Source organism: Williamsia sp. Y721, from assembly GCF_059683565.1.
The window spans coordinates 562,454-588,452 of record NZ_JCASNH010000003.1; the positions used below are offsets into that span (position 1 = coordinate 562,454).

18 protein-coding genes and 1 pseudogene are annotated in these 25,999 nt (G+C 65.3%); 6 read left to right on the forward strand and 13 right to left on the reverse strand.

What is annotated here, in order from left to right; translation table 11 throughout:
• Positions 1-43: 43 nt before the first annotated feature.
• The 6 genes and pseudogenes from AC56PL_RS17310 to AC56PL_RS17335 all read right to left on the reverse strand — a co-directional run bounded on the left by AC56PL_RS17310 (position 44) and on the right by AC56PL_RS17335 (position 11,211).
• Positions 44-1,423, reverse strand: coding sequence for an AAA family ATPase (locus AC56PL_RS17310; protein ID WP_495516573.1), 1,380 nt, complete (start codon positions 1,421-1,423; stop codon positions 44-46).
• 13 nt (positions 1,424-1,436) lie between these two features.
• Positions 1,437-2,585 carry a phosphotransferase family protein gene (locus AC56PL_RS17315; RefSeq protein WP_497154598.1) on the reverse strand — a complete coding sequence of 383 codons (1,149 nt, stop codon included), beginning with the start codon at positions 2,583-2,585 and terminating at the stop codon, positions 1,437-1,439.
• 55 nt (positions 2,586-2,640) lie between these two features.
• Complete coding sequence (locus AC56PL_RS17320; protein ID WP_497154599.1) at positions 2,641-3,573, reverse strand: transglutaminase family protein; 933 nt, start codon at positions 3,571-3,573, stop codon at positions 2,641-2,643.
• On the reverse strand, positions 3,570-6,206 hold the full coding sequence (locus AC56PL_RS17325) for a circularly permuted type 2 ATP-grasp protein (protein ID WP_497154842.1): 2,637 nt from the start codon (positions 6,204-6,206) through the stop codon (positions 3,570-3,572). The genes AC56PL_RS17320 and AC56PL_RS17325 overlap by 4 nt, the downstream gene beginning before the upstream one ends.
• Positions 6,207-6,283: 77 nt before the next feature.
• Complete coding sequence (locus AC56PL_RS17330) at positions 6,284-9,946, reverse strand: transglutaminase family protein (RefSeq protein WP_497154600.1); 3,663 nt, start codon at positions 9,944-9,946, stop codon at positions 6,284-6,286.
• Between the two features lie 79 nt (positions 9,947-10,025).
• Positions 10,026-11,211: pseudogene (locus tag AC56PL_RS17335) on the reverse strand (globin domain-containing protein).
• Between AC56PL_RS17335 and AC56PL_RS17340 the strand changes: the two are divergent.
• Positions 11,135-11,380 (forward strand): hypothetical protein, encoded by a 246-nt coding sequence (locus AC56PL_RS17340; protein WP_497154853.1) that lies wholly within the window; start codon positions 11,135-11,137, stop codon positions 11,378-11,380. The pseudogene AC56PL_RS17335 and the gene AC56PL_RS17340 sit on opposite strands and share 77 nt — an antisense overlap.
• A 126-nt stretch (positions 11,381-11,506) precedes the next feature.
• Positions 11,507-12,790: a saccharopine dehydrogenase family protein gene (locus AC56PL_RS17345; protein ID WP_497154601.1), complete on the forward strand. Its 1,284-nt coding sequence runs from the start codon at positions 11,507-11,509 to the stop codon at positions 12,788-12,790.
• A 165-nt stretch (positions 12,791-12,955) separates the two neighbouring features.
• On the opposite strand, the gene AC56PL_RS17350 is transcribed toward AC56PL_RS17345, so the two are convergent.
• The gene (locus AC56PL_RS17350; protein WP_497154602.1) at positions 12,956-13,183 is read right to left on the reverse strand and encodes a hypothetical protein; all 228 of its coding nucleotides are present in this window, start codon (positions 13,181-13,183) and stop codon (positions 12,956-12,958) included.
• Positions 13,184-13,560: 377 nt separating this feature from the next.
• Here AC56PL_RS17350 and AC56PL_RS17355 point away from each other — a divergent pair, with 377 nt between their 5' ends.
• Complete coding sequence (locus AC56PL_RS17355) at positions 13,561-14,847, forward strand: HNH endonuclease signature motif containing protein (RefSeq protein WP_497154603.1); 1,287 nt, start codon at positions 13,561-13,563, stop codon at positions 14,845-14,847.
• A gap of 154 nt (positions 14,848-15,001) precedes the next feature.
• On the opposite strand, the gene aspS is transcribed toward AC56PL_RS17355, so the two are convergent.
• A complete protein-coding gene (aspS, locus tag AC56PL_RS17360) occupies positions 15,002-16,825 on the reverse strand; it encodes an aspartate--tRNA ligase (RefSeq protein WP_497154604.1) in 1,824 nt (607 codons plus the stop codon).
• A gap of 95 nt (positions 16,826-16,920) precedes the next feature.
• On the opposite strand from aspS, the gene ypfJ reads away from it, so the two are divergent.
• Together ypfJ and AC56PL_RS17370 are read left to right on the forward strand one after the other, a co-directional pair.
• A complete protein-coding gene (gene ypfJ / locus AC56PL_RS17365) occupies positions 16,921-17,784 on the forward strand; it encodes a KPN_02809 family neutral zinc metallopeptidase (RefSeq protein WP_495516580.1) in 864 nt (287 codons plus the stop codon).
• A complete protein-coding gene (locus AC56PL_RS17370; protein ID WP_497154605.1) occupies positions 17,781-19,412 on the forward strand; it encodes a DUF885 domain-containing protein in 1,632 nt (543 codons plus the stop codon). The genes ypfJ and AC56PL_RS17370 overlap by 4 nt, the downstream gene beginning before the upstream one ends.
• Positions 19,413-19,504: 92 nt before the next feature.
• Here AC56PL_RS17370 and AC56PL_RS17375 read toward each other — a convergent pair whose 3' ends face one another.
• From AC56PL_RS17375 to AC56PL_RS17385, 3 genes are read right to left on the reverse strand one after another with little or no spacing between them, the layout of a single operon-like run.
• A complete protein-coding gene (locus tag AC56PL_RS17375; RefSeq protein ID WP_497154606.1) occupies positions 19,505-19,681 on the reverse strand; it encodes a hypothetical protein in 177 nt (58 codons plus the stop codon).
• Positions 19,682-19,686: 5 nt separating this feature from the next.
• Positions 19,687-20,958, reverse strand: a complete 1,272-nt coding sequence (gene hisS, locus AC56PL_RS17380) for a histidine--tRNA ligase (RefSeq protein WP_495516583.1) — start codon at positions 20,956-20,958, stop codon at positions 19,687-19,689.
• Entirely contained in the window at positions 20,955-21,671 is a 717-nt protein-coding gene (locus tag AC56PL_RS17385; RefSeq protein WP_495516584.1) for an MBL fold metallo-hydrolase, read from the reverse strand. Before AC56PL_RS17385 ends, hisS begins: the two co-directional genes overlap by 4 nt.
• 342 nt (positions 21,672-22,013) lie before the next feature.
• Here AC56PL_RS17385 and AC56PL_RS17390 point away from each other — a divergent pair, with 342 nt between their 5' ends.
• Entirely contained in the window at positions 22,014-22,922 is a 909-nt protein-coding gene (locus AC56PL_RS17390) for a peptidylprolyl isomerase (protein ID WP_495516585.1), read from the forward strand.
• A 107-nt stretch (positions 22,923-23,029) separates the two neighbouring features.
• Here the strand turns inward: AC56PL_RS17390 and AC56PL_RS17395 are convergent, their stop codons facing one another.
• Together AC56PL_RS17395 and AC56PL_RS17400 are read right to left on the reverse strand one after the other, a co-directional pair.
• Entirely contained in the window at positions 23,030-25,360 is a 2,331-nt protein-coding gene (locus tag AC56PL_RS17395) for a RelA/SpoT family protein (RefSeq protein WP_495516586.1), read from the reverse strand.
• A 56-nt stretch (positions 25,361-25,416) separates the two neighbouring features.
• Positions 25,417-25,977, reverse strand: a complete 561-nt coding sequence (locus tag AC56PL_RS17400) for an adenine phosphoribosyltransferase (RefSeq protein WP_495516587.1) — start codon at positions 25,975-25,977, stop codon at positions 25,417-25,419.
• Positions 25,978-25,999: the final 22 nt, after the last annotated feature.

Sequence of the window (25,999 nt, forward strand, 5' to 3'; positions counted from 1 at the left end):
GCCGGAGTCGCACCCTCCAGACCAGACAAACCCGGCTCCGGCGTCAGCGACGCCCGCGGATGATGTTGCGCAGGCGCCCGAGGCGCACCCCGATATCGCGTTCCCGACCACGGTCGGTTGGCTCGTAGTAGTCGACGCCGACCAGCTCGTCCGGCGGATACTGCTGCCGCAACACACCGTCCGGGGCGTCGTGTGGATACCGGTAGCCGACCGCGTTGCCGAGCTTCGCGGCACCGGCATAGTGGCCATCGCGCAGATGCGGTGGAACAGTGCCTGCCTTCCCACCTTCGACGTCGGCGATGGCCGCGCCGATGGCGGTGATCACCGCCGCCGACTTGGGTGCGGTCGCGAGGTGAATTGTCGCCTGCGCCAATGCAAGCCGGGCCTCGGGCATGCCGATCAGCTGCACGGCCTGCGCGGCGGCCGTTGCCGTCTGCAACGCCGTCGGGTCGGCCATCCCGATGTCTTCAGAGGCGTGTACGACCAGTCGGCGGGCGATGAATCGGGGGTCCTCCCCCGCGCTGATCATCCGGGCCAGATAGTGCAGCGCCGCATCCACATCCGAACCCCGGATCGACTTGATGAAGGCGCTGGTGACGTCGTAATGCTGATCACCCCCGCGGTCGTACCGCACCGCGGCGCGATCAACCGCGGATTCGACGTAGGCCAGCGTGAGCACGGCAGGCCGGTCGGGGTCGGCACCGGTATCGGACAGGACCGCGTCGGCGGCCGCCTCGAGAGCGGTCAGGCCGCGCCGCGCATCACCGCCGGAGATCTTCTCCAGGTGGTCGAGTGCGTCGTCGTCGATCGTGACCGCACCGCCGAGTCCACGGGGATCGGCGGCGGCCCGCACCAACAGCTTCCGGATGTCGGCATTGCCCAGCGAACGCAGTTGCAGGACCAGCGATCGCGACAGCAACGGCGCCACCACCGAGAACGACGGATTCTCGGTCGTCGCGGCGACCAACAGCACAATCCTGTTCTCCACGGCGTCGAGCAGCGCGTCCTGCTGAGTCTTGGAGAACCGGTGGACCTCGTCGATGAACAGCACGGTCTGGGTACCGCCGATGAGCCGTCGACGCGCGGAATCGATCACCGCGCGGACTTCTTTCACACCGGACGACAACGCCGAGAGCGCTTCGAAGCGGCCACCGGCGGCGGTCGAGATCAGTGCTGCCATGGTCGTCTTGCCGGTGCCCGGCGGACCGAACAGCAGCACCGAGGCCGCACCGGAACCGTCGATCAGTCGTCGTAGCGGAGATCCCGCTTCGAGTAGATGCTCTTGTCCGACGATCTCTTCGAGCGTTTGTGGTCGCATCCGGACGGCAAGCGGCGCACTGGTGGCCGGCCGCGCCAGGCCGCTGGTGATCAGCTCCGGCGGAGCGGCGGGGGCATCGAAAAGGCCGCCCTGTTCATTGGTCATAACTGCTGCGACGTCAGTGCAGCCAGGACGAATCCAGCGCCTGACCGACAGAGTCTGCGAACTCGGCCAGCACAGGCTCGGCGGCACGACGGGCGGCAGCGGCCAGCCCGGACCACCGGTCCACGATCACGCGGGGATCCGAAGTGCTCAGTGCCAGTCCGTGGGCCTCGTCGGCGCGACCCACGTCGGCGTCGTCGACCGGCAGCATCCACATCGTGGACAGCCACACCCACGCCAATCGGGCGAGGACGGTCTTGCGCGCGAGCTCCCGGTCGGAACCCAGGCTGGGCCAGATCGCCTGTACCTCGGAGCGCCAGGCATCGAGCATCAGGGTTTCGAGTTCAACCCGGCCGGCCGCCGAACTCGGCGACAGCCACGGGCTGAACGTCACCAACGCGTAGGCGATGTCGAGCGTGGCGTCGCGGAACCCGCCCCACTCGTAGTCGAGGAACCGCACTCCGTCGCCGTTGATCAGGATGTTTTCGGGACCGACATCCGAGGGGCTGAAGGCCCGGTGTTCACCTTCGCCGAACAGGGAGTGCGCGGCTTCGAGCGATGCGAGGACGACCGGGTCCAGATCCAACCCCAGCATCTCGGTGACGACCCGGGGCGCCGAGGCCACCGCGGCCGCGAACTGAGTGTGCAGCGCATCTGTGGCGATACCGTCGCCACCCTGCCGGAGCAGTGCTGCGAAGTCGTTCTCACCGCCGACCGTGGCCGCGTGCATCCGGCCAAGTGCCTGGCCCCAGGCACTCAGGGAGCCACTGACGGCTGCGGTGTCGTTGGTGGTCAGCAATTCGGTCATCGAACGGCCGTCACCGAGGTCGGAGAGCACCAGGACCCGCGATGCCAGATCGAAGGCGATCAGCGCCGGACCCGGCCGCGATTCCGTCGGCAGCGTGTTGGCGTACTTGTACGAGGCGACCTCGCGGTAGAACGAGGCTCCAGATCCGGTCTCCCCGTCGCCGAGAACCTTGATCACCAGCGTGCGATCTGCCGAAAATGGGTTCTGGGCGACTCGGACACGCAAGACTTGGGTACGACCGCTGCCACCGAGGTCATAGGGTTCGGCTAAGGACACCGGGGCGCCGGCGCGAGCGGCAAGTAGCCGCTCGGCTGCCTGCACCGCGCCGGTTTTCTGGCTATCGGCAAGAACAGTCATCCCCTACAACCTACCCAAAAGGTAGGACGTGAATCACTGCCACGGGAAATGAGCATCAATTTTCCGGGGACACATCCACCGAAACGTCGATCTGACTCTTCCGGGATTCGGTGTAGATGACGCCCCTCAACGGCGGTACATCGTCGTAATCGCGGCCCCAGGCGACCGTGATATGGCGTTCGTCGACGAGTTTGTCATTGGTCGGGTCGAACGCGATCCAGCGGTCGCCGGGAAGCCACACCGCCGCCCACGCGTGCGAGGCATCGGCCCCGAAGATCCGTTCCCGTCCCGGCGGCGGGTCGGTGGCCAGGTAGCCCGAAACATAACGGGCGGCGAGCCCCTGCGACCGCAAACATGCGATGGCCACCCGCGCGAAGTCCTGGCAGACACCCTCGCGACGCTCCATGACCGTATCGACCTTGGTGCTGATCGCCGTCGACCCCGAACGGTAGGCGAAATCACGGAAGATACGGCTGGTGAGTTCCACCACGACATCGAGCAACGGCGCACCGGGCGTGAAGATCGTCGAGGCGTAGTCGATGACCGCGGCGCTGATCTCCGGTGGGTACAGGTCGAGGCGGAACTCGACCGCGCGAGCGCCGGTGGGCCCGGATGGTCGCGCCGACTCCCAGGGAGCCCGGGCGGCCGCGGAGTTGAGCAGTTCCTGATCCAGCGGGTCGACCTCCACCGTCGACACACCGGTCACCTCGAGACGCCGATGCGGCGTCCGCACATGGAAGTAACTGTCGTAGTTGCCGTAGATGTCGACACCGGTCGAACGGTCCGAGGGCTCGGGGTCGATGGTGATCGCACTGTCGATCACCCGCTGCCCCGGCAGGTCGCGGGGTTGCAGATGGCAGCGGCCGTAGCTGCTGCTGACCACGTCGTCGTAGTCGTAGCGGGTCCGGTGCGTGATCTTGTACCGCCGCGGCGCTCCCTCGACCAGATCTGTGATGGTGGGCAGTGATCGTTTGTCGGCAATATTCACAGCGTCCCCTCCGATCCGGCACCCCAGAGTGGCTGCATATCGACAGGGTAGGCAAATCTGGTACGCCCGAGCACATCCGAGAGCTCTCGCAGTCCCTTGTCGAGCGTGCGCATCAATTCGGCCAACTCCACCCGCTTGCCCCCGGCACCGATCGCGGCCAGGTCCGCCGGGTCGACGCGGCGCAGTTCTGCCACCAGATCCTCGACGATGCGCTCCGCCGCTGCGGAGCGGACAATCGACGGCAGTGAGCTCAGGTCGACGCGCAGCGACTGGAGCTGGTAGATCATCGCCCGCGGGTTGCCCTCGTCGAACAGCATCAGGTCGGCCACCGCGCTGAGCCGGACGATACCGCGGTTGCGACGGCGGTAGATGATCACCGACTCGCTGGCCGACAGGTACGCCTCCAGCAAACCCTGTTCGGTATCGGAGTCGTACTGCGGCACCAGGATGGCCGAGGTCAGGCCGGCCAGCATCTGCGCGCGTTCCACCCGGCGACCGATGTCCATGAACAACCAACCCGGGTCGTGCACCATCGATTCGGCCTGCAATCCGGCCAGGGCCAGTAGGCCGTGCAGGATGTCGTCGTGTGCGCGGCCGAGTTCGGAACCGTCGCGTTCGGTGTCGTCGCCGGCACCGGTCGCCGGTCCGCTACCCAATTCATTCAGTGCGCGGTCGATGGAGCCGAGCACCATCCACGTGCTCGTCGACAACTGGTCGCGGATCGCGCGGGCCAGCTGTTGCAGACGGTCGACCGCAAAGGCAACCGAACCCGGCGTCCGGCGGGCTCCGGTCATCATGTGCAACCGGGTGGTCGCGGCCTCGACCTCGTCAGGGTCCGGCGGTTTGCTGCTGTCGAAGTCGAGTAAACCCTTGGTGTCCTGCAGAACCGCCCGATTTCCGGACGCAGACGCAATTGCGCTCAGGAACAACGGGATTGACGCCGTACCCGTCATCCACGGTCGGTAGCGGTAGTCCTCGTAACGCTCGCGGCCGACCTTGACCATCCTCGTGGTCAGCTCGGCCCGCTCGCCGTAGCGACCGAACCAGAACAGGTCGGACAACACGCGAGGTGAGCTGACGACCGGATCGGAACTCGCGCGGACCGCGCTGGGACTCGCACCGGTGACGATGATCGGCCGGCTGCGTTCCGGCGCACCGCCCGATTCCTCCACCCGGATCTGACCGGCAGCCGGCTCGACGGTGGTCACCCAGACATCTTTTCCGGCAACGGCATTCATCGCCGACCCGGCGGCACCCTCCGCGAGCACCTGACCGAGGCCGCCCGGCAGGACCGCGTAGCCCGATCCCTGCGCGACGCTGAACGAACGAATGCCGACGGGCGCAGCACGCAGCGGCGAACCCGTACCGCGCGCTCGGTGGGGGCCCGGTGTGGACGACGGCGCAACCGAAAAACGTTCGAGGACACGGCCAACCCACTGCCACGGCTCGGCGTCGATCCGGGCGCGCAACGTGTCGATCTCGGCCGAACTGAGCATCGGTCCGGAGAACTCTTCGCCGGTCCGGAAGTTCGTGATGGCCAGCAACGGCAGGTCGGCCGACAACTTTCCGAGTTCGAGATCGTTTCCGGCCCAATAGGTCTGCACCGAATCGAGCAGCAGGTCCTCACCGAGGAAATGCTTGCTGATGGCGGGCAGGACGGTGTGCAACGCCGGGTTCTCCAGCACCCCGCTGCCGAGGGTGTTGAGGACGGTGACCGAACCGCGCGACGCCGCCTCCACCAGGCCGGTGACGCCGAGGCGGGAATCGGCACGCAGATCGAGCGGATCTGAATAGTCGGAGTCGACCCGCCTGATGATCACATCGAGTCGTTTGAAGGTTCCCAGCGACCGCATGTAGACCGCGCCGTCACGGACCACCAAGTCGGCGGCCTCGACCAGCGGAAAACCGAGGATCGAGGCCAGGTAGGCCTGATCGAACGCGGTCTCCGACAGCGAACCCGGCGTCAGCACGGCAACCGTGGGTTCCTCGATACCCTGCGGGGCGTATTCGAACGCCGCGATCCGGACCGTGGCCGCAAACGCCGACATCGGTCTCGGAACACACCGCTGCAGGAGCCGTGGGAATGCCCGCGACATCAGGTGCCGGTCGGCCAATGCGTACCCGACACCGGACGGCGCCTGGGTCCGGTCGGAGTAGACCAGGTACTCACCGCTCGGCGCCCGGCCGATATCGCAGGCGTGCATGAACAGCGTGTGTGACCACACCTGCGGAAAACGGGCGGCCTTGCGGACGAACCCGGGATGGCCGTAGATCATCTCCGGTGGCACCAGGCCAGAGGTGATCGCGCTCTGGTCGGCGTACACATCCGACAGGAGCGCGTCGAGCGCTCGTGCCCGCTGCTCGATGCCCTTTTCGAGACTCTGCCACTGCGCGCCGTCGAACAGCAGCGGCACAGAGTCGAGTTCCCAGCGTCGCTGCTGCGTGGAGGTACCGGTCGGGGCGTTGTAGGTGATGCCGTCGTCGTCGATCAGGGTGCGCACCCGCTGATCGGCCTGGCGCAGCCCGGCATCGGCCATCCGCTCCAGATTCTCGATCAGGCCGGACCACTGGGCGCGGATGGCACCGGTGCTGTCGAACAGCTCATCGAAGGGCCCGGACGGGGTTCCTGGCATGGCCGACAGATCAAACAATCCGTACCAGTCAGACCGGTATCGGTCCAAAACTCCGGCGGGTTCGATCCTTGGCGTTGTCACCGAAGGACTGTACGTGCTCGCCGTAGATCCAAGATCATTGGTACACCGGAATCGGTCGCCAGCCTGGCCTGATACTCACGGAGCTTGGCCGTGTCGATGGTGCCGACCTGATGGCCGGAGGCCTCGAAACGACCATTGCGACGCGACTCGGCCTCCACCGCGTTCACCGGTGGACGTTCGTACGCCAGACCACCGGGATGGATCACGTGATAGGTCGCGCCGCCCACCGACCGCCCGTTGTGGGTGTCGATGAGATCGAAGACCAGTGGGCTGTCGATGGTGATCGTCGGGTGGAGGGCACTCGGCGGCTGCCACGCCCGGAAGCGGATACCGGAGACGGTCTCCCCCGCCCGGCCGGTCGGCGTCAACGGGACCGGGACACCGTTACAGGTCAGGATGAAACGGTTCATGTCTCCGCCGAGAACCCGGAGCTGTACCCGCTCGATCGACGAGTCGACGTATCGGGCGGTGCCGCCGAACGCGGACTCCTCGCCGAGGACGTTCCATGGTTCGATCGCGCCGCGTAGTTCGATCTCGACATCGCGGATGTGCACCGTACCCAGACGCGGGAAGCGGAACTCGGTGAACGGGGCCAGCCAGGCGGTGTCGAAATCGTAGCCGGCATCGCGCAGATCTTCGGCGACGTTGGAGATGTCATCGATCACGTAGTGCGGCAACAGATGTCGGCCATGCAGATCAGCGCCGTGGCGTTGCAGCCGCGCCCGGTAGGGCTTGTCCCAGAACCACGAGACCAGGCTGCGGACGAGAAGCGACTGCACCATCGCCATCTGATGGTGCGGCGGCATCTCGAAGCCGCGGAGTTCGAGCAGACCGAGCCTGCCGCGGGTCGAGTCGGGGCTGTAGAGCTTGTCGATGCAGAACTCGGCCCGGTGGGTGTTGCCGGTGATGTCGGTCAGCAGGTGGCGCAGCGCCCGGTCGGCAACCCATGGCAGGTGATGGGACGTGTTACCTGCCGCAGTTTCGTCGCTGATGCGGTCGATTTCGGCAAAGGCGACCTCGAGTTCGTAGAGCGAACTCTCCCGCCCCTCGTCGACCCGGGGTGCCTGCGAGGTGGTGCCGATGAATCGTCCCGAGAACAGATACGACAGTGACGGATGCAGCTGCCAGTAGGTCAACATCGAGACCAGCAGATCTGGGCGGCGCAACATCGGTGAATCGGCCGGGCGAATGCCACCGAGTGTGATGTGGTTGCCGCCCCCGGTGCCGCCGTGGCTGCCGTCGAGGTCGAACGACTCGGTCCCCAGACGGACCCGGCGAGCCTGGTCGTAGAGGGTTTCGAGGAGTTCTGACTGTTCGACGAACGACGCGGTCGGCTGGATGTTGACCTCGATGACACCGGGGTCGGGCGTGATCGTCAAGGACGTCAGGCGCGGATCCGACGGTGGGCCGTACCCCTCGATGACCACCGGCTTGCCCACTTCGGCGGCACTGTCTTCGATCAGGCCGACCAGCTCGGCGAAGTCGTCGCCGGTCTGGGTGGGGGGAAGGAAGACATACAGGACACCGCCTCGCTCCTCGGCCACCAGCGCGGTGACCGACCGGCCGGAGGGTTCGATGAGATCGGGCTGTTCCGAGGACGTTTGCGCCGCAGCGTTTGCTTCCGATTGCGCCGCCGCTGCTGCTTCTGCGGCCTTCTTCGCTTCGGCAGCAACGCGGGCCTTCTGCATCTCCGGGGTGATCCACAGCGGTTCACCGTCTCCGGGAACACCTGCCTCGGCCACGGACGTGCCCGGCCGGGCTCCGGGCAGCGGCTCCCCCGCCATTCCGGTCCGAGGCATCTGCGGTGCGGATGCGGCAGGTGGTACCGCGGAGGCAGGCGGTAGCGGCAGCTCATCCGACGCGGCGAGATCGGCAAGCGGGTCGATGTCGAATGCGGTGGGATCGGCCGGGAAGAACTGCATGTTCGGCTCCCAGAAGAGAGCGTCCAGCGGCAGTCGGAGACCGGCAGGCGAATTGCCAGGACTCAGGACCAGTCGGCCACGCCGGGTCCGCCACAATGCGCTCTGCCATCCGACACCGTCCGGGGCGCGGTTGATCGGCATCACATAGGCGGTCGGACTGCTGACCGACGAGTCCAGCTCGGCCAGAAGGCGTTTACGAATCTCTGCCGAATCCTTGTCCGGCGTCAGGTCGTCCTCGGTCGCCTCGGCGGCCTGTGCTTCGGGGTCCGGCGGTGCACCGGCCGGCAGCCGCACCAACTCGGCGAGACGCAGCAGCGGATCTTCGTAGGCGGGCATCACCTGCGAGTCCGGGAGGCGCAGACGTCGTGCCAGAGCCGAGATGAATGCCTTGGGCGCCTTGGCCGTTGCCGGATCGGTCGGCCCGAGTCCACCCGGTGCCTGCCAATCCATGGTGGCCTGCGCGGCGTCCTTCGTGGGCCACGGGTCGTCCAGCAGATCGGGATTGTTCCAGAGCGCTTTTCCGTCGGCGCGCCAGATCAGGTCGATCTGCCACCGCGGCAAGGGTTCACCGGGATACCACTTGCCCTGTCCGCGCTGCACCAAACCGCTCGGCGCATATATCTTCTTGACGCGATCGGCCAAATCGGATGCGAGTGAACGCTTGTGGGGTCCATCGGCGTCGGTCAGCCACTCCGGATCGACCTGATTGTCCAGGGAGACGAACGTCGGTTCACCGCCCATCGTGAGCCGGACGTCGGCCTCGCGCATCCGCTCGTCGAGATCGGTACCGAGGTTGACGATCCGCTTCCACTGATCACCCGAATACGGCAGCGTGACCCGCGGATCTTCGTGGAAGCGGGAGACCTCGTTCGAGAAGTCCATCACCGCATGGCATTTGCCGGTGGCTCCGGTGATCGGTGCGGCCGCTCCCGGATGTGGGGTCGCGGCGAGCGGGATGTGGCCTTCACCTGCGAACAGGCCCGAGGTGGGATCCATGCCCACCCAGCCCGCGCCGGGCAGGTAGACCTCCGTCCAGGCGTGCAGGTCGGTGAAGTCGGCGTCGGGGCCGGAGGGGCCGTCGATCGATTTGATGTCGGACGTCAACTGGACCAGGTAGCCGGAGACGAAACGGGCCGCCAGACCGAGACGGCGCAGAATCGCAACGAGCAACCACGCGGAGTCGCGACACGACCCGACCCCGCTGTCGAGGGTGAACTCCGGTGCCTGCACACCGGCCTCGAGCCGCACCGTGTACCGGACGTCGTCGCGGACTGCGGAATTCAGTTGGACGAGGTAGTCGATGACGCGCATCTTCCCCGACGCACGGTGGTCGTCAACCCACTTGGCCACCAACGGGTCCGTGCCCGTCTCGTCCACCGGTCGCAGATAGACCTCGAGATCGCGGCGGAGTTCTTCCGGGTACTCGAAGCCGACGTTCTCGGCCCATTCCTCGATGAAGAAGTCGAACGGGTTGATCGCGGTGAGGTCGGCGACCAGACCCACCGTGAAGCTCAGGACCGTTGTCGGTTCCGGAAACACCAAGCGCGCCAAGTAGTTGCTGAAGGCATCCTGTTGCCAGTTGATGAAGTGGTCGCCGGGCTCGACCTTCAGCGAGTACGCCTCGATCGGGGTCCGCGAATGTGGCGCCGGCCGAAGCCGCAGGACATGTGGATAGACCTTCGTCAACCTGTCGAAGTTGTACGTGGTCCGGTGCTCGAGTGCCACCTTGATGGTCAACTGGCGTTACCTCCATGCGTGCCAAAACGTCAGAACTGCAAGTTCATCACAATCTGCGCCCCACCGCCGGGCACAAGATCTACGCCACCTGCAGCCAGAGATCAGGCCCGAATACCTCGTATGCGATGTCGGCAGACGGCACACCCGCCTCGAGCAACTGCCCACGCATGCTCTGCATGAACGGCAGTGGGCCGCAGAGGTAGGCCTTGACGCCGTCCGGGAGCGCGATCGCCGACAGGTCGGTGTACCCGGCCCGACTGGTCTGGCTCTCAGGGCGGACGCCGAGGTCTTCGTACCAGTTGTGCATGATGGCGGCAGGCAGTTCGGCGACCAACTCCTCCAACTCGGTCCGATGTGCATGCACCGACAACGACCGGTCGGCATGTACCACCCAAACCTGCCTCGGGTCACCGGTATCGACCATGTGTCGCAACATCCCGATCATCGGCGTACAGCCGATACCCGCCGAGACCAGCAGCACCGGGGTTGCCTCCGGATGCAATGTCAGATTGCCGAACGGCAGCGATACCACCAATGAATCGCCCTCGAAAAGGTTGGCATGCAGGTGGTTCGACACCTGACCGTCCTTTTTCACAGTGATGCGCCACTGCCCTCCCGATTTCGGGGTCGTGAGGCTGTATTGGCGGATCTGCCGCGCGCCGTCCGGGAGGTTCACCGCCACCGAGGTGTACTGGCCGGGGGCAAACCCGGGCAGCGTCGACCCGCCGTCGGACCTCAGCGTGATAGCAATGCAATCCGGCGATTCCTGCGTGCGCCGCACCACCGTTGCCGTCTGCCAGACCTGGCCGGGTTCCACGCCCGCTTGGTCGTACAACTGCCGTTCGATCGCTATCAGGCCGTGTGCCATCAGCCAGTAGACCTCGTCCCACGCCTTTGCCACCTCCGGTGTGACGGCTTCCCCGAGCACCTCGACGATCGCGGCGAACAGATAGTCGTGCACCACCTGATAGAGCTCTTCGGTGATCCCCAGGGACGCATGCTTGTTGGCGATCCTCGAGAGCACCGCCTCCGGACTGGGCGCATTCTCTGCCACCAGCAAGGTGGCGAAGGAGGCGATTGCACCGGCCAGCGCTCGTTGCTGATCCCCCTGGGCCTGATTGCCACGATTGAACAGGTCTCGCTCGAGTTCGGGGGTGATCGGTGAACAGTGTCGAGTAGAACAGGGTCGTGATCTCTTCGATCGCACCGCCGACCGCGGGCAGCGTGGCGCGGATGATGGTTGCGGATTCAGGGCTCAGGGCCATCTCAGACATGGGTCCTCCAGGACGCGAAGTGGTGATCAGGGTTCTGGTGGGGCATCTACTCGACGGCGAGCAGCGAGATTTCATTGTGAGCCACATCGCAAGCCCGTCGGTCACGCCACGGTTACGTCTGGCGAACCATCGGATCACCGACTCGCCGTGCCCACTGTGAGAAGCACCGATGGCCGACCGACAGTCATCTGATCTACGAATGCGAGATCAATTGTGCGCGGACAACTTAGGCTGACGTGCAGGCCCGCGGCACACCCTGCTGCAACGGGTCGGAGAGGCGAGAGACATGCGGATTCTGTTGGTCGGCGCGGGCGGAGTGGGCGACGCGATCGCCAGGATTGCCGCTCGGCGCGACTTCTATGAGTTGATCGTCGTCTCCGACTACGACGTGAGTCGAGCCGAGCGAACGGTGGCCTGGATCGCGGACAGACACGGCAGCAATGTTGCGGCCCGATTCACCGCCGCACAGATCGACGCCGGTGATGCCGCGGCGGTGGCCGAACTTGCTCGGGCGCATCGGGTCACACATGTGATGAATGCGGTCGAACCCAAGTTCGTGCCGACCATCTTCGACGGCGCCTTTGCAGCTTCGGCACATTACCTCGACATGGCGATGAGCTTGAGCGCCCCGCATCCCGACGAGCCCTACGCGAAGACCGGCATCAAGTTGGGCGACTACCAGTTCGGGAAAGCAGACGAGTGGGAAGCGGCCGGACTCCTGGCCCTCGTCGGGATGGGGGTGGAACCCGGCCTGTCCGACGTCTTCGCCAAATACGCCTGCGACCACCTCTTCGACACCGTCGATGAACTCGGTACCCGCGACGGCGCCAACCTCGTGGTCCGCGACGCCGACGGCAACGAGATCTTCGCACCCAGCTTCTCGATCTGGACCACCATCGAAGAGTGTCTGAACCCGCCGGTGATCTACGAAAAGGATCACCCCGAAGGCTGGTTCACGACACCCCCGTTCAGCGAGCCCGAGATCTTCGACTTCCCCGACGGCATCGGCCCGGTGGAGTGTGTTCACGTCGAGCACGAAGAAGTGTTGCTGATGCCACGATGGCTCGACGCCAAGCGGGTCACGTTCAAATACGGCCTGGGAGCCGCGTTCATCGGCATCCTGCAAACCCTGCACCTGTTGAAACTCGATGCCGTACAGCCGATTCGGGTTCGTTCGGCGAACGGTCCGGTGGAGGTCGCCCCTCGCGACGTCGTGGCCGCGGCACTCCCCGACCCGGCAACCCTCGGGCCACAGATGACCGGAAAGACCTGCGCCGGAATGTGGGTCACCGGAACCAAAGACGGCAAACCCAGGCAGGTGTACCTCTACCACGTGTCCGACAACGAGTGGACGATGGCGGAATACGGCTGCCAGTGCGTGGTCTGGCAGACCGCGCTGAACCCGGTGATCGCCCTGGAGTTGCTGGCAACTGGAACATGGTCGGGTGCCGGGGTTCTGGGACCCGACGCCTTGGACGCGGTCCCTTTCCTCGATCTGATGAAGGCCGACGATTCTGCGGGCGGTTACAACCAGCCATGGGGCCTGCGCGAGGAGACTCCGGCTTACTGACGCGAAAGTGCCACCAGAGTTCGTCCGAGGAGTCCGTCAATAGACGTTGATAGCCACCGGCGGCTCCGCGATGCGCGGTCGATCGGCGCTGACAGAACTCCACCCGGTCCGGTCCGGACGTTCTCACCGATCGTGGCGTACGACGCGACGGCAGCAGCAGATCGCTCACCAGGCCGCCGACCGATCCGGCAGCACATGTGGCCGCGTTGCGCAGTGGATCGCCAGCTTCGCCGCGCAGGCCTGGCCGGTGCCCGACAGACCGAGCAACACCCCACCGCCGGAAAAGTCGAGGACTCCCCGATTGTCACCGGCGCCGACAGAGACCCCCGTGGCATCGGGTTCGTCGTAGACACGTTGAACCGACGTCGCCGGGCATGCACCTGTCCCGCACACGCAGGCCCGTGCGCACGGACAGCATTGCCCGGTCTCTGCGTGCCGAACTGGCGGTGGCGCAGTCGAAGCCAACGCCGGGACCAACGCGAGCCCCGTCGTGATCGCGGGGCAATGCTCACGCGATTCCGTTCCGTAGCCTTGTTCTCGTCCTTCTTTGATCCCCCATACCCGTGGACGCTACGGCCCACACCCGCCGCGCCGGCTGGTTTCATGAGTCCTGCCTGGCGCTGACGATTCGCCGGGCTCCCGCGATTGTCAGACCTCTTCAGTAGGCTGAGTGGTTGCCACTGTTCCGTGGACCCAATAGTCTTGCAGCACAACAGAAATACTTCGCTAGAACACTTGTGCGAACAGCTCGACGGGCGTAGTCTCGAATCATGAACTTCGGGGGGATGTTCGCCAGACTTTCAGATCTGGCAGGGGATGCGGCTTTGGTCACCGGTGATGATGCTGAAGTTTCATCGCGCACGGTGGCGGTACTTCGACTCAATCATGTTGTGGAACAGATACTTTTCCGGCTTGTCGGTGAACTCGACAAGCGTGGGGTCGCGCAGAAGTCCGGCGAACGATCCACCGCGAGACTGCTGCAAGAGGCGGGGATGGCTCCGGCGGTGGCCCATCGATATGTGCGGGTGGGTAAGGCGCTCGGCGACATTCCGTCGGTGGCGGCCTACGGGGTGGACGGAACGTTGTCCGGTGAGCATGTCGATGCGATCGTCAAGGGTCTCAACCACATTGATCGGCGCAACCCGGATCTCTCCGGTGGTGATCGCGATGATTGTGTCCGCGGGTTGATGACCGAAGCGTTGGTGGCCACACCGGGGGCGGTGTCGGTGCGGGCACGACATATGGCTGTGGTGTTGTCGCCGCCGGACAAAGAAATCCCGGACGCGGAAAACCATGAGTTGAATGAGGTCTCATTCGGGACCGGCGATGACGGCCGCACCCACGGGGTGTTTGATCTGGACAACCTCGTCGGCGAGAAACTCACCGCGGCGTTGGCGCCACTATCCAGGCCGGTACCCAAGCCTGATGGATCACCCGATTCGCGCAGCAAACCCCAGATCCGCGCCGACGCCCTGGAGCGACTGCTGGATTCCTACCTCGGTCAGGAAGACCGACCCACCAGTGGCGGCGCCAAACCGCATGTGGTGATGACAGTTTCACCGGAGTATCTACAGCCGCTGCAGATGCGCGGGCTCGCCGGCGTCAAGCCGCCGACGTTGGCACCGGCATTCGAGTGGACCGGCCCGGCATCAGCATCGACGGCGCAGATGGTGGCGTGTGATTCAGTGATCACCAAAATCTTGGTCGACAGTAACTCGGTGCCCTTGGATGTCGGCCGGGACCAGCGCACTGTCACCCCGGCAATCCGCAAAGCCCTGATCGCCCGGGACCGCGGCTGCGCGTTCCCTGGCTGCCAGTGCCCGGCCGGATACACCGACGCCCACCACATCGACTTCTGGCGCAACGGTGGCGTGACCAGTCTGACCAACATGGTGCTGCTCTGCCGACGACATCACCGCTACATCCACCACCGGGGCTGGGAAGTGTTCATTGGTCGCGATGGTCATCCCTGGTTTGTATCGCCGGATGATGCCGGCAAGACGCCGATGCGGTCCCAAGCCCGCCGCACCCTGACTTCGGACCTCGCCGCCGCGTAGAGAAGGCGAGCCCGGAAACCGCAAGACCCTCAGCTGACAGAGAACCTCTGCGCAGTACGACCATTGACAACTACACAGTGTGAACCGCACAAAAGACAGATCGCCGGCGGCTCGAGGCCGCCGGCGATCTGTCAGTCCAGGTTTCTTGCGGGAGCTATTGCTTCTCGGCAGCCACTTGCTTGTCGGCAGCCGCACCCGGAGCCTGTTGCTGCTTCGGAGCCGCGGGCTTGGCGTCGATGCCTGACTCCTTGCGCTGCTGCGGGGTGATCGGCGCAGGCGCGTCGGTCAGCGGGTCGATGCCGCCGCCCGACTTCGGGAACGCGATCACGTCGCGGATCGACGGCTGCCCGGCCAGCAGTGCCGTGATGCGATCCCAGCCGAAGGCGATTCCGCCGTGCGGCGGCGCGCCGTAAGCAAACGCGTCGAGCAGGAAGCCGAACTTCTCCTGCGCTTCGTCGTGCGAGATACCCATGATCTTGAAGACGAGTTCCTGGATCTCACGCTTGTGGATACGGATCGAACCGCCGCCGATTTCATTGCCGTTGCAGACGATGTCGTAGGCGTACGCCAACGCGGCGCCCGGATCGGACTCGAGCACATCCAGCGATTCCGGCTTGGGTGAGGTGAAGGCGTGGTGCACAGCGGTCCACGCACCCGAACCCACGGCCACGTCACCGCTCGCGGTGGCTTCATCGGCAGGCTCGAACAGCGGCGCGTCGACAACCCAGGTGAAGGCCCAGTCGCCGTCCTTGATCAGTCCGAGCTTCTGGGCGATCTCGCCGCGGGCCGAACCGAGCAACGCACGCTGAGCCTTGGCCGGACCCGCCGCGAAGAAGACACAGTCGCCGGGGTTGGCACCGACATGGGCGACGAGGCCGTCACGCTCGGCCTCCGACAGGTTCTTGGCAACCGGCCCACCGAGCGTGCCGTCTTCCTGCACCAGCACGTAGGCCAGTCCCTTGGCGCCGCGCTGCTTCGCCCATTCCTGCCACGCATCGAGCTGACGCCGGGGCTGGCTTGCACCCCCGGGCATGACGACCGCACCCACGTACGGCGCCTGGAACACCCGGAACGGGGTGTCCTTGAAATAGTCGGTGCACTCGACGAGCTCGATGTCGAAGCGCAGATCGGGCTTGTCACTGCCGAACCGGCGCATCGCATCGGCGTAGGTGATCCGCGGGATCGGGGTCTGCACGTCGTAGCCGATCAGCTTCCACAGCGCGACCAGGATCTGCTCGCCGAGGGCGATGATGTCGTCCTGCTCGACGAAGCTCATCTCGATGTCGAGCTGGGTGAACTCGGGCTGGCGGTCGGCGCGGAAGTCCTCGTCGCGGTAGCAGCGGGCGATCTGGAAGTAACGCTCCATACCGGCCACCATCAGCAGCTGCTTGAACAGCTGCGGGCTCTGCGGCAGTGCGTAGAAAGTACCCGGCTGCAAGCGTGCGGGGACCAGGAAGTCGCGCGCACCCTCCGGGGTCGAACGGGTCAGCGTCGGGGTCTCGATCTCGACGAAGTCCTGCTCCAGCAGCACATTACGGGCGGCCTGGTTGACCTTCGACCGCAACCGCAGTGCCGAACCGGGACCTTCGCGACGGAGGTCGAGGTAGCGGTACTTCAGCCGCGCCTCTTCGCCTGGGTTCTCGTCCAGCTGGAACGGCAACGGTGCCGACTCGTTGAGAACAACCAGCTCGGTGGCGTTGATCTCGATCTCGCCGGATTTCAGGTTGGGGTTCTCGCTACCGGCAGGCCGCTGTTCGACGACGCCGGTCACCTGGACGCAGTACTCGGCGCGCAGCCGGTGAGCGGGCGTGGCCACAGCCTCGTCCCGGAACACAACCTGCGCGAGGCCGGAGCTGTCCCGCAGGTCGATGAAGATCACGCCGCCGTGGTCGCGTCGGCGCGCCACCCAGCCGGTCAACGTCACGGTCTGCCCGGCGTTCGCGGCTCGCAGTGATCCGGCAAATTGGGTGCGCAGCACAATAGTCCTCTCGAAGCTGACGATTTTGTATCGTGCAACATCCTACGGCTGTCTCGATCGGCCGAGGACGGCACTGCTCATGCAATGCTGACCGCATGACATTTCGAGGCAATGGCCCCTTGGATACCGGCAACGTTTCGGGCGGCGGCGGAGGCCGCGGCAAGTTCGCCATCGGCGGCGGAGCGGGCCTGATCATCGTGATCGCGGCCGCGCTGTTCGGATTCGATCCGGGCATTCTGGGCCTGGGCAGTGACGGATCGACCTCGACGTACTCGTCGCAGGACCAGTCCGCCATCAACGAGGAGATCAAGAGCTGCACCATCGAAAAGGCGAACACCGACACGGTATGCCGGATCGTGGCCACCACCAACAGCCTCGATGCGGTGTGGTCGGAGCTCATGCCCGGTTATGAACCACCGCAGACGGTGATCTTCGAGGGCAGCGTCGACACCGCCTGCGGACCGGCGACCTCGGATGTCGGCCCGTTCTATTGCCCCGGCGACCAGACCGCGTACTTCGATCCGTCGTTCTTCGATGTCCTGAGCGATCAGCTCGGTGGCGGAGACGGGCCACTGGCCCAGGAATACGTCGTCGCCCACGAGTACGGCCACCACGTCGAATACCTGACCGGTGCCCTGCAGGAAGGTCAGCGGATGGGTGCGGCCGGACCGAATTCGGGTTCGGTACGGATCGAACTTCAGGCCGACTGCCTGGCCGGCGTGTGGGCGTATCACGCCGACAAGGGCTCCGATGCGATGCTCGAACCGCTGACGCAGCAACAGATCAACGACGTCATCAAGACCGCCAAGGCGATCGGCGACGACGCGATCCAAGGTGACGCCTCCAACCCGGAAGGCTGGACCCACGGCTCATCAGACCAGCGGGTCCGCTGGTTCAACGTGGGCTACAGTGCGGGTGACCCGAACTCCTGCAACACTTTCGATGCGGCAAGCCTGTGACCCGCTCCAGCGCGATCGATCGGGTCGCCGACAACCACCTCGAACGCTCCTGTGCGCTCAACCCCATCGAGGCGACCCACCTCGGGGTGGCCGGCTTCGACGATCAACTACCCGACTTCTCTCCGGAAGGTGAGGCCGATCGGGTCTCCGAACGCCGCGCCGCGCTGAATTCGCTCGCGGCCGCGAACATTACCGACGACGTCGACCGCGTCACGGTTGCCACGATGTCCGACCAGTTACGCCGTGCACTCGCGGTCGACGATGCGGGCCTGCGGATCGGCGAGGTCAATGTCATCGAATCCCCGCTGCAGGGTGTCCGCGACGTCTTCGATCTGATGTCGACGACGACCGCAGCCGAGCAGGACCTGTTCCTCGCGAGGTTGTCGCAGATACCGTCCTGCGTCGAATCGATCATCGCCGGGATGCGCCATCGCGTGCAGACCGGTCCCCCGTTGGTGAGCAGGCAGGTGAGTCTGTGCGCCACGCAGGCCGACGCCGCAACCGGGTCGATCTTCAGCAACGCCACCGCCATCGAAACCACCGACCAGGTCGATCTGCTCGACGATCTGCGCGGCCAGGTGGGAGCTGCGATGACCGAGCTCGCAGCGGTCCTGCGCGACGAGGTCCTGCCCCGGACCATCGACACCGATGCCGTCGGCCGCGACCGCTACCGGCTCCACTCGGCCGAGTTCGTCGGCGCGGACATCGACGTCGACGACGCCTACGCCTGGGGCCTGGATTTGCTCGAATCGATTGTGGCCGAACAGGAGACGTTGGCCCAGCAGATCGCGCCCGGCGCCGGAGTGACCGGTGCGCTGGCGGCACTGAACGACGATCCCCGCTACCAGATGACCGATCGCGATGCGTTTGTCGCCTGGATGCAGGATCTGTCCGACCGTGCGACCGACGAGGTCGGCCGCCTGCACTTCGACATCCCGCCCCAACTGACCGCACTGGAATGCCGGCTGGCCCCGTCGGCGACCGGGATCATCTACTACACGATGCCCAGCGAAGACCTGAGCCGTCCGGGACGCATGTGGTGGTCGGTGCCGCCGGAACAGCAGGTCTTCCACACGTGGCAGGAAACGACCACCGTCTTCCACGAAGGTGTCCCCGGCCACCACCTGCAACTGGGATCGGCCATGGTGAGCCCGGAGCTGAACCGCTGGCGCAAGCTGGCGTCGTTCACCTCCGGCCATGGCGAGGGGTGGGCGCTGTACGCCGAGCGGCTGATGGGCGAACTGGGCTGGCTCGATGATCCGGGCGATCGGATGGGCATGCTCGACTCGCAGCGACTACGCGCGGCCCGTGTGGTCGTCGACATCGGCGTGCACTGCGGCCTGACCGCACCCGCCTCGGTGGGCGGTGGCACCTGGGATGCTGACAAGGCCTGGCAGTTCCTGAGCTCCGCGGTTGCGATGGACAAGACAGTGCTGCGGTTCGAGCTCAACCGTTACCTCGGCTGGCCCGGCCAGGCCCCGTCATACGCGCTGGGACAACGGGTCTGGCAACAGGCCCGCGACAACTACATCCGAACCAACCCGGCGGCATCCCTCAAGGACTTCCATCGCAAGGCGCTGGCGCTGGGCGGTGTCAGTCTCGATGTGCTGCAGGCAGAACTGAGCTGACCCCTCCCCCTGCAAATGATCCGGATATACGAAGACGAGCCACATATTTGTGGCTCGTCTTCGTATAAGTGGCTCGGCTGTCGAATCGCCGGCTAGCCGGGCGGGTTCTCGGCTGTGGGGAACTCCGGCGTATGAGCCGAACTCCCCCACGTCCGGCCCGTATGCGGAGCAGGTGCCGGGTCACCGTCGACGGTGAAGGTGCAGGCGGCGACAGTGGTCGCCATCAGTACCCCGACCACCACTGCTGTCCACCGACGCCGCGCCCCCACGGCCCCTACCCCGCAGCCAGTGCCGAATTGATGTGCGCCACCACGGCATCGAGCGCGACACGCTGTTGCTCACCGTTGGACAGGTCTTTGAGTTCGATCTGGCCGTCGGCGAGTTCGTTGTCGCCGAGCACCAGCGCAAAACGTGCGCCCGAGCGGTCGGCCGCCTTCATCGCACCCTTGAGACCACGGCCACCGTAGGCGATGTCGGCGCGGATGCCCGCGGCCCGCAGTCGCCCGGTGATCGCGACCAGCTCGTCTTTGGCGGCTTCACCCATCGGGACGCCGAACACCTCGCAGCGCGCATCACTGACAGCGGCAATACCCTCGGCCTCCAGCGCGAGCACGGTGCGGTCGACACCCAGTCCGTAACCGATACCCGAGAGCTCCTGCTTGCCACCGAGCTGCTTCATCAGACCGTCGTAACGGCCACCGCCACCGATGCCGGACTGCGCACCGAGTCCGTCGTGCACGAACTCGAAGGTGGTCTTGGTGTAGTAGTCGAGGCCACGCACCAGTCGCGGGTTCTTCTCGTACGGAACTCCCAGTCGGTCGAGGTGACCGATCACCGCGTCGTAGTGCTCACGCGCCGAGTCCGACAGGTAGTCGATCATCAGCGGTGCCGACGCCGTGGCCTCACGAATGTGCGGACGCTTGTCGTCGAGTACGCGCAGCGGGTTGATCTCCGCGCGACGACGGGTCTCTTCGTCCAGGTCGAGGCCGAAGAGGAACTGCTGCAGCACTTCCCGGTACTGCGGCCGACAGGTGTCGTCGCCGAGCGAGGTGATCTCGAGGCGAAAACCGGTCAGGCCCAGACGGCGGAAACCCTCATCGGCGATGGCGATGACCTCGGCGTCGAGTGCCGGATCATCGATACCGATCGCCTCGACACCCACCTGCTGCAACTGGCGGTAACGACCGGTCTGCGGCTTCTCATACCGGAAGAACGGTCCGGCATACGACAGTTTGACCGGCAGTTGCCCGCGATCGAGGCCGTGCTGGATCACCGCACGCATCACACCGGCTGTGCCCTCGGGGCGCAGTGTCACCGAGCGGTCGCCGCGGTCGGCAAACGTGTACATCTCCTTGGAGACGACGTCGGTCGACTCTCCGACACCACGAGCGAACAGCGCGGTGTCCTCGAAGATCGGGAGTTCGATGTGTGAATACCCGGCAAGTCGCGCTGCACGCGTCAGGGTGTCGCGTACCGCCACGAACTGCGCCGACTGCGGTGGCACATAGTCCGGTACACCTCGTGGAGCCTGAAATCCGGCATTCACAGCCCGTGACGTCCCTTCTTGGGTTGATCGGCCGAGCCCGAGGCGGTCAGGTCGGCGAGAAATGGATTGGTGGCGCGTTCGCGGCCGATGTTGGTCTGCTCGCCGTGGCCCGGCAGGACCACGGTGTTGTCGTCCAGTGGCAGCAGGCGGTCGGCGATCGAATCGAGGAGCTGCTGATGATTGCCGCCGGGCAGGTCGGTCCGCCCGATCGAACCGGCGAACAGCACATCACCGGAAAAGCACACCGGCACAGTGCCTTCGGGCACCACGACGTCGATACCAAACAGCACCGAACCCTGGGTGTGGCCGGGCGCGAGGTCAACGCTGAAGGTGAGTCCACCGACGTCGATCGGTTCGCGGTCGGTCAGTTCGATGACTTTCTCCGGCTCACGGAACACCGTGTCGCCGATGATCTGCGACATCGCGCGCCCTATCCCGACACCCGGATCGGCCAGCATCGGCCGGTCGGCGGGATGGATGTAGGCCGGGATCGTGAACTCGTCGCAGAGCTCTGCGGCATTCCAGGTGTGATCGAGGTGACCGTGGGTCAGCAGGACCGCCACCGGGTTCAGCCGATGCTCGGAAAGTATCTCCCGGACACCGGGGGCCGCGTCCTGACCTGGGTCGATGATGATCGCATCGCTGTCGGGTCCGCTCGCCACCACGTAGCAATTGGTGGCGAACATACCGGCGGGGAAACCCGTGATCAGCATGGTCTGTTCTCCTGGGTCGTAAGGACGTGTTCCACCATCATCCCAGCACCACTGAATCCTGTGTGCCACGGCCATCCATTCTGGTCGAGCTCCGCTACGCTGCGTCTCCGAATTCTGGTCGAGCTCCGCTACGCTGCGTCTCCGAATTCTGGTCGAGCTCCGCTACGCTGCGTCTCCGAATTCTGGTCGAGCTCCGCTACGCTGCGTCTCCCGGTCACATCTCGCCCGGCGCGCCGGGGCAGTGCCCATATAACGTGCTCTCAGCAAGTGCTGGCAGACTCGCATCGGTGTCCCGCACCCGGGGCGCGGTCAGACGTACGACTTTGACGGAGGTTCTCTGCAGTGTCGAGCAGCAACAACGAGCAACGCCGGCAAGCGGCTAAACGCAAGCTGGAGAAGCGGTTGGAGCGGCAGCAGCAGGCCGCCCGTAAACGGAAGATGATCATCATCGGCAGCTCGGTTGCCCTGGTTGTGATCGTCGCCGCAGTGTCGACGACCCTCATCGTCAAAAAGGTGTCCGACGACAACGAGAAGGCACGGTGGACGGCCTGCGCGTTCACCCCGAATGATGCCGACCCGTTGGCGTCGCTACCGCCGATCGAGGAAGTCCCGGCCGAGCAGCAGGCGGAATACCTGAAGTACAAGGACGAGCTCACCGCGGGGATGGCCAACAAGCGGACCACCCCGATTCCCGGTGACAAGCAACTCAAGAGCGGCGTCGTCGACGCGTTGTTCACCACCAACCAGGGTGAACTGCCCATGACGCTCGATCGTGAAGACGCGCCCTGCAACGTCGGAGCCTTCGAGACGATGATCGAGGCCGGCTACTACAACGACACCAGTTGCCACCGACTGACCACCGAAGGCATCAAGGTGCTGCAGTGCGGCGATCCGACGGCCACCGGAGCCGGCGGCCCCGGTTGGCAGAGCCCGGACGAACCGCCCACAGACCTCACCCCTGTCGGCGAGATGAACGCCCAGACCGGCACGCAGGCGGTCATTTATCCGCGCGGCACCATCGCGGTCGCCAACAGTGGTCAGGAGAACACCGGCGCCAGCCAGTTCTTCATGGTGATCGAGGACAGCGAACTCGCGCCGAGCTATTCGGTCATCGGCACCGTCGACCCGGCCGGACTCGAAGTACTCGACAAGGTCATCGCGGCCGGTGTCGAACCCACTCCGGAAGGTCCTGCCACCGACGGTAAGCCGGTGCTGCCGGTGGAGATCCTCACCGCAACGATCACGAACTGAGCCGCCGTCACCAACTGAGCCACAAAAAACCCGGCCGCCCCGTTTGGGGGCGGCCGGGTTTTTGTTCGGCTGATTCTGTACGGCAGAAGCCTGGGCGACTCCAGGATCTAGGCGGCTGAGGTCACCCGATAGACGTCGTAGACGCCTTCGACGTTCCGTACGACATTGAGTACGTGCCCAAGATGTTTGGGGTCACCCATCTCGAACGTGAACTTGCTGATGGCCACCCGATCGCGGCTGGTGGTCACCGAGGCGGACAGGATGTTCACCCGTTCGTCCGCGAGGACCCGCGTCACGTCCGACAGCAGCCGTGACCGGTCGAGCGCCTCGACCTGGATCGCGACCAGGAACACCGACGACGGTGACGGCGCCCATTTGACGTCGATGATCCGTTCGGCCTGTTCGCGCAGCGACCCCGCGTTGGTGCAATCGGTGCGGTGCACGCTGACACCGCCACCGCGGGTGACGAAGCCCATGATCTCGTCACCCGGGACCGGGGTGCAGCATTTGGCCAACTTGGCCAGAACACCATCGGCGCCGGGAACCACCACACCGGCGTCACCGGTCTGACGGACCGGCGACGGCATGGTCGAGGGCGTCGACCGCTCGGCCAGTGCCTCTTGCGCGTCTTCGAGTCCACCGAGCTGGGCAACCAGGCGGCTGACCACATGTCGTGCCGACACATGGCCCTCACCGACGGCCGCGTACAGCGCCGAGACATCGGCAAAGCGCAATTCGCTTGCGATCGCACTCATCGAGTCACTGTTGAGGAGGCGCTGGATCGGAAGCCCGCCGCGCCGAACCTCTTTGACGATCGCGTCCTTGCCGGACTCGAGTGCCTCTTCGCGCCGCTCCTTGGCAAACCACTGCCGGATCTTGGCGGTGGCCCGTGGGCTGACCACAAAAGTCTGCCAGTCCCGCGACGGACCGGCCGTTGCGGCCTTGGAGGTGAAAACCTCTACCACTTCACCGTTTTCGAGCTTGCGTTCGAGCGCGACAAGCCGTCCGTTGACCCGTGCGCCGATGCAGCGGTGGCCGACCTCGGTGTGCACCGCATACGCGAAGTCGACCGGCGTCGAGCCCATCGGAAGGGTGATCACGTCACCCTTGGGGGTGAAGACGAAGATCTCCTTGACCGCCAGGTCGTACCGCAGCGATTCGAGGAACTCGCCGGGATCGGCCGCCTCCCTTTGCCAATCGAGCAGCTGGCGCATCCAGGCCATGTCGTCGATCTCGGCGGAGTCGGAGCCGTGCTTGCCTTTGGTCTCCTTGTACCGCCAGTGCGCCGCGATGCCGAACTCTGCGGTCCGGTGCATGTCACGGGTCCGGATCTGGACTTCCAGCGGCTTGCCCTCGGGACCGATCACCGTGGTGTGCAGCGACTGGTAGACGCCGTACCGGGGCTGGGCGATGTAGTCCTTGAAACGGCCCGCCATCGGCTGCCAGAGCGAATGCACAACGCCCACAGCGGCATAACAGTCACGGAGGTCGTCACAGAGGATGCGCATGCCGACCAGGTCGTGGATGTCGTCGAACTCGCGCCCCTTGACGATCATCTTCTGATAGATCGACCAGTAGTGCTTGGGCCTGCCCTCGACCGTTGCCGTGATACGCGAACCCTCGAGCGACTTGATGATGTCGGCTCGCACGCGCGCCAGATACGTGTCGCGGGACGGCGCCCGGTCGGCGACGAGCCGGACGATCTCCTCGTATCGCTTGGGGTGCAGGATCGCAAAGGCCAGGTCCTCGAGCTCCCACTTGACCGTTGCCATACCCAGGCGATGTGCCAGCGGGGCGATGACTTCGAGGGTCTCGCGCGCTTTCCGGGCCTGCTTCTCGGGCGGCAGGAAGCGCATCGTCCGCATGTTGTGCAGCCGGTCGGCCACCTTGATCACCAGTACCCGCGGATCACGGGCCATCGCGATGATCATCTTGCGGATGGTCTCGGCCTCCGCGGCATTGCCCAGTGCGACCTTGTCGAGTTTGGTCACACCATCGACGAGATGCGCGACCTCTTGGCCGAAGTCGTCGGAGAGCTCCTCGAGGGAATAGCCGGTGTCCTCGACGGTGTCGTGCAGCAACGCCGCGACCAAGGTGGTGGTGTCCATCCCGAGGTCGGCGAGAATCGTCGCCACCGCGAGCGGGTGGGTGATGTACGGATCACCGGATTTACGGAACTGACCGCTGTGACGCGCCTCTGCGGTGTCGTAGGCCCGCTGCAGCACATGAACGTCGGCTTTGGGGTATACATCGCGATGGAGGGCGACCAGGGGCTCCAGAACGGGCCTGATGGAACTCTTTGTCGCGGTCATCCGTCGGGCCAGGCGGGCGCGCACCCGCCGTGAGGCAGACGTCGATACCGCGGCACCGCCGCTCTTCGTTTCGGACTCTTGCTCACCGGTGGTCACCGATGTAGCCCTGGGAGCCTCGTCAGCCATCTGTCACCTCCGTTTGTCGAATCCAGCCTAGTCGCCTCGGCGCGAACCCAGTCGCCTCAGCCCGGTGCCAGCGCCGAGAGCGCGACCCCGGTGCAGGCCAGGTTGACGGCCTCACGGCCGCCGAGTCCTTCGAGTTCCATCACCACTGCGATCGACACCGGGATCGCACCGGCCTGCTGCAGCAGTTTCACCGCTGCGATGACCGTTCCACCGGTGGCCAATACGTCGTCGATCACGAGTACGCGGCGCCCGGTCAGATCCAGCCCATCGGCCGGGATCTCCAGGCTCGCCGAGCCGTATTCGAGTGAATAGCTCTCGGTGAGCACGGGCGGCGGCAGTTTGCCTGCCTTGCGCATCGCCAGCACGCCGGTACCGAGGTGAAGTGCAACACCTGATCCCAACAAAAATCCGCGGGCATCGATTCCCGCCACCAGGTCGACGCCGTCGGCGGCGCCTGCGGCCAGCCCGGCGATCACCGCACGCAATCCATCCCGATCAGCCAGGACCGGAGACAGATCCTTGAACTGGATTCCCGGAGACGGGAAGTCGGCCACCCTGCGGGTCAGTCGCTCGATCGCCGCGAGAGCGTCGTGGCCGATCGGGGTCTTGCTGTCCATCTGGTATTTCCTCAATCTTGTT

Bases quoted from the DNA above. Each gene is read 5' to 3' on its own strand.
- AC56PL_RS17395 (WP_495516586.1), bottom strand. From the start codon at position 25,360: ATGGCTGACGAGGCTCCCAGGGCTACATCGGTGACCACCGGTGAGCAA.
- AC56PL_RS17345 (WP_497154601.1), top strand. From the start codon at position 11,507: ATGCGGATTCTGTTGGTCGGCGCGGGCGGAGTGGGCGACGCGATCGCC.
- AC56PL_RS17315 (WP_497154598.1), bottom strand. From the start codon at position 2,585: ATGACTGTTCTTGCCGATAGCCAGAAAACCGGCGCGGTGCAGGCAGCC.
- AC56PL_RS17325 (WP_497154842.1), bottom strand. From the start codon at position 6,206: ATGCCAGGAACCCCGTCCGGGCCCTTCGATGAGCTGTTCGACAGCACC.
- AC56PL_RS17310 (WP_495516573.1), bottom strand. From the start codon at position 1,423: ATGACCAATGAACAGGGCGGCCTTTTCGATGCCCCCGCCGCTCCGCCG.
- AC56PL_RS17355 (WP_497154603.1), top strand. From the start codon at position 13,561: ATGAACTTCGGGGGGATGTTCGCCAGACTTTCAGATCTGGCAGGGGAT.
- ypfJ (WP_495516580.1), top strand. From the start codon at position 16,921: ATGACATTTCGAGGCAATGGCCCCTTGGATACCGGCAACGTTTCGGGC.
- AC56PL_RS17400 (WP_495516587.1), bottom strand. From the start codon at position 25,977: ATGGACAGCAAGACCCCGATCGGCCACGACGCTCTCGCGGCGATCGAG.
- AC56PL_RS17385 (WP_495516584.1), bottom strand. From the start codon at position 21,671: ATGCTGATCACGGGTTTCCCCGCCGGTATGTTCGCCACCAATTGCTAC.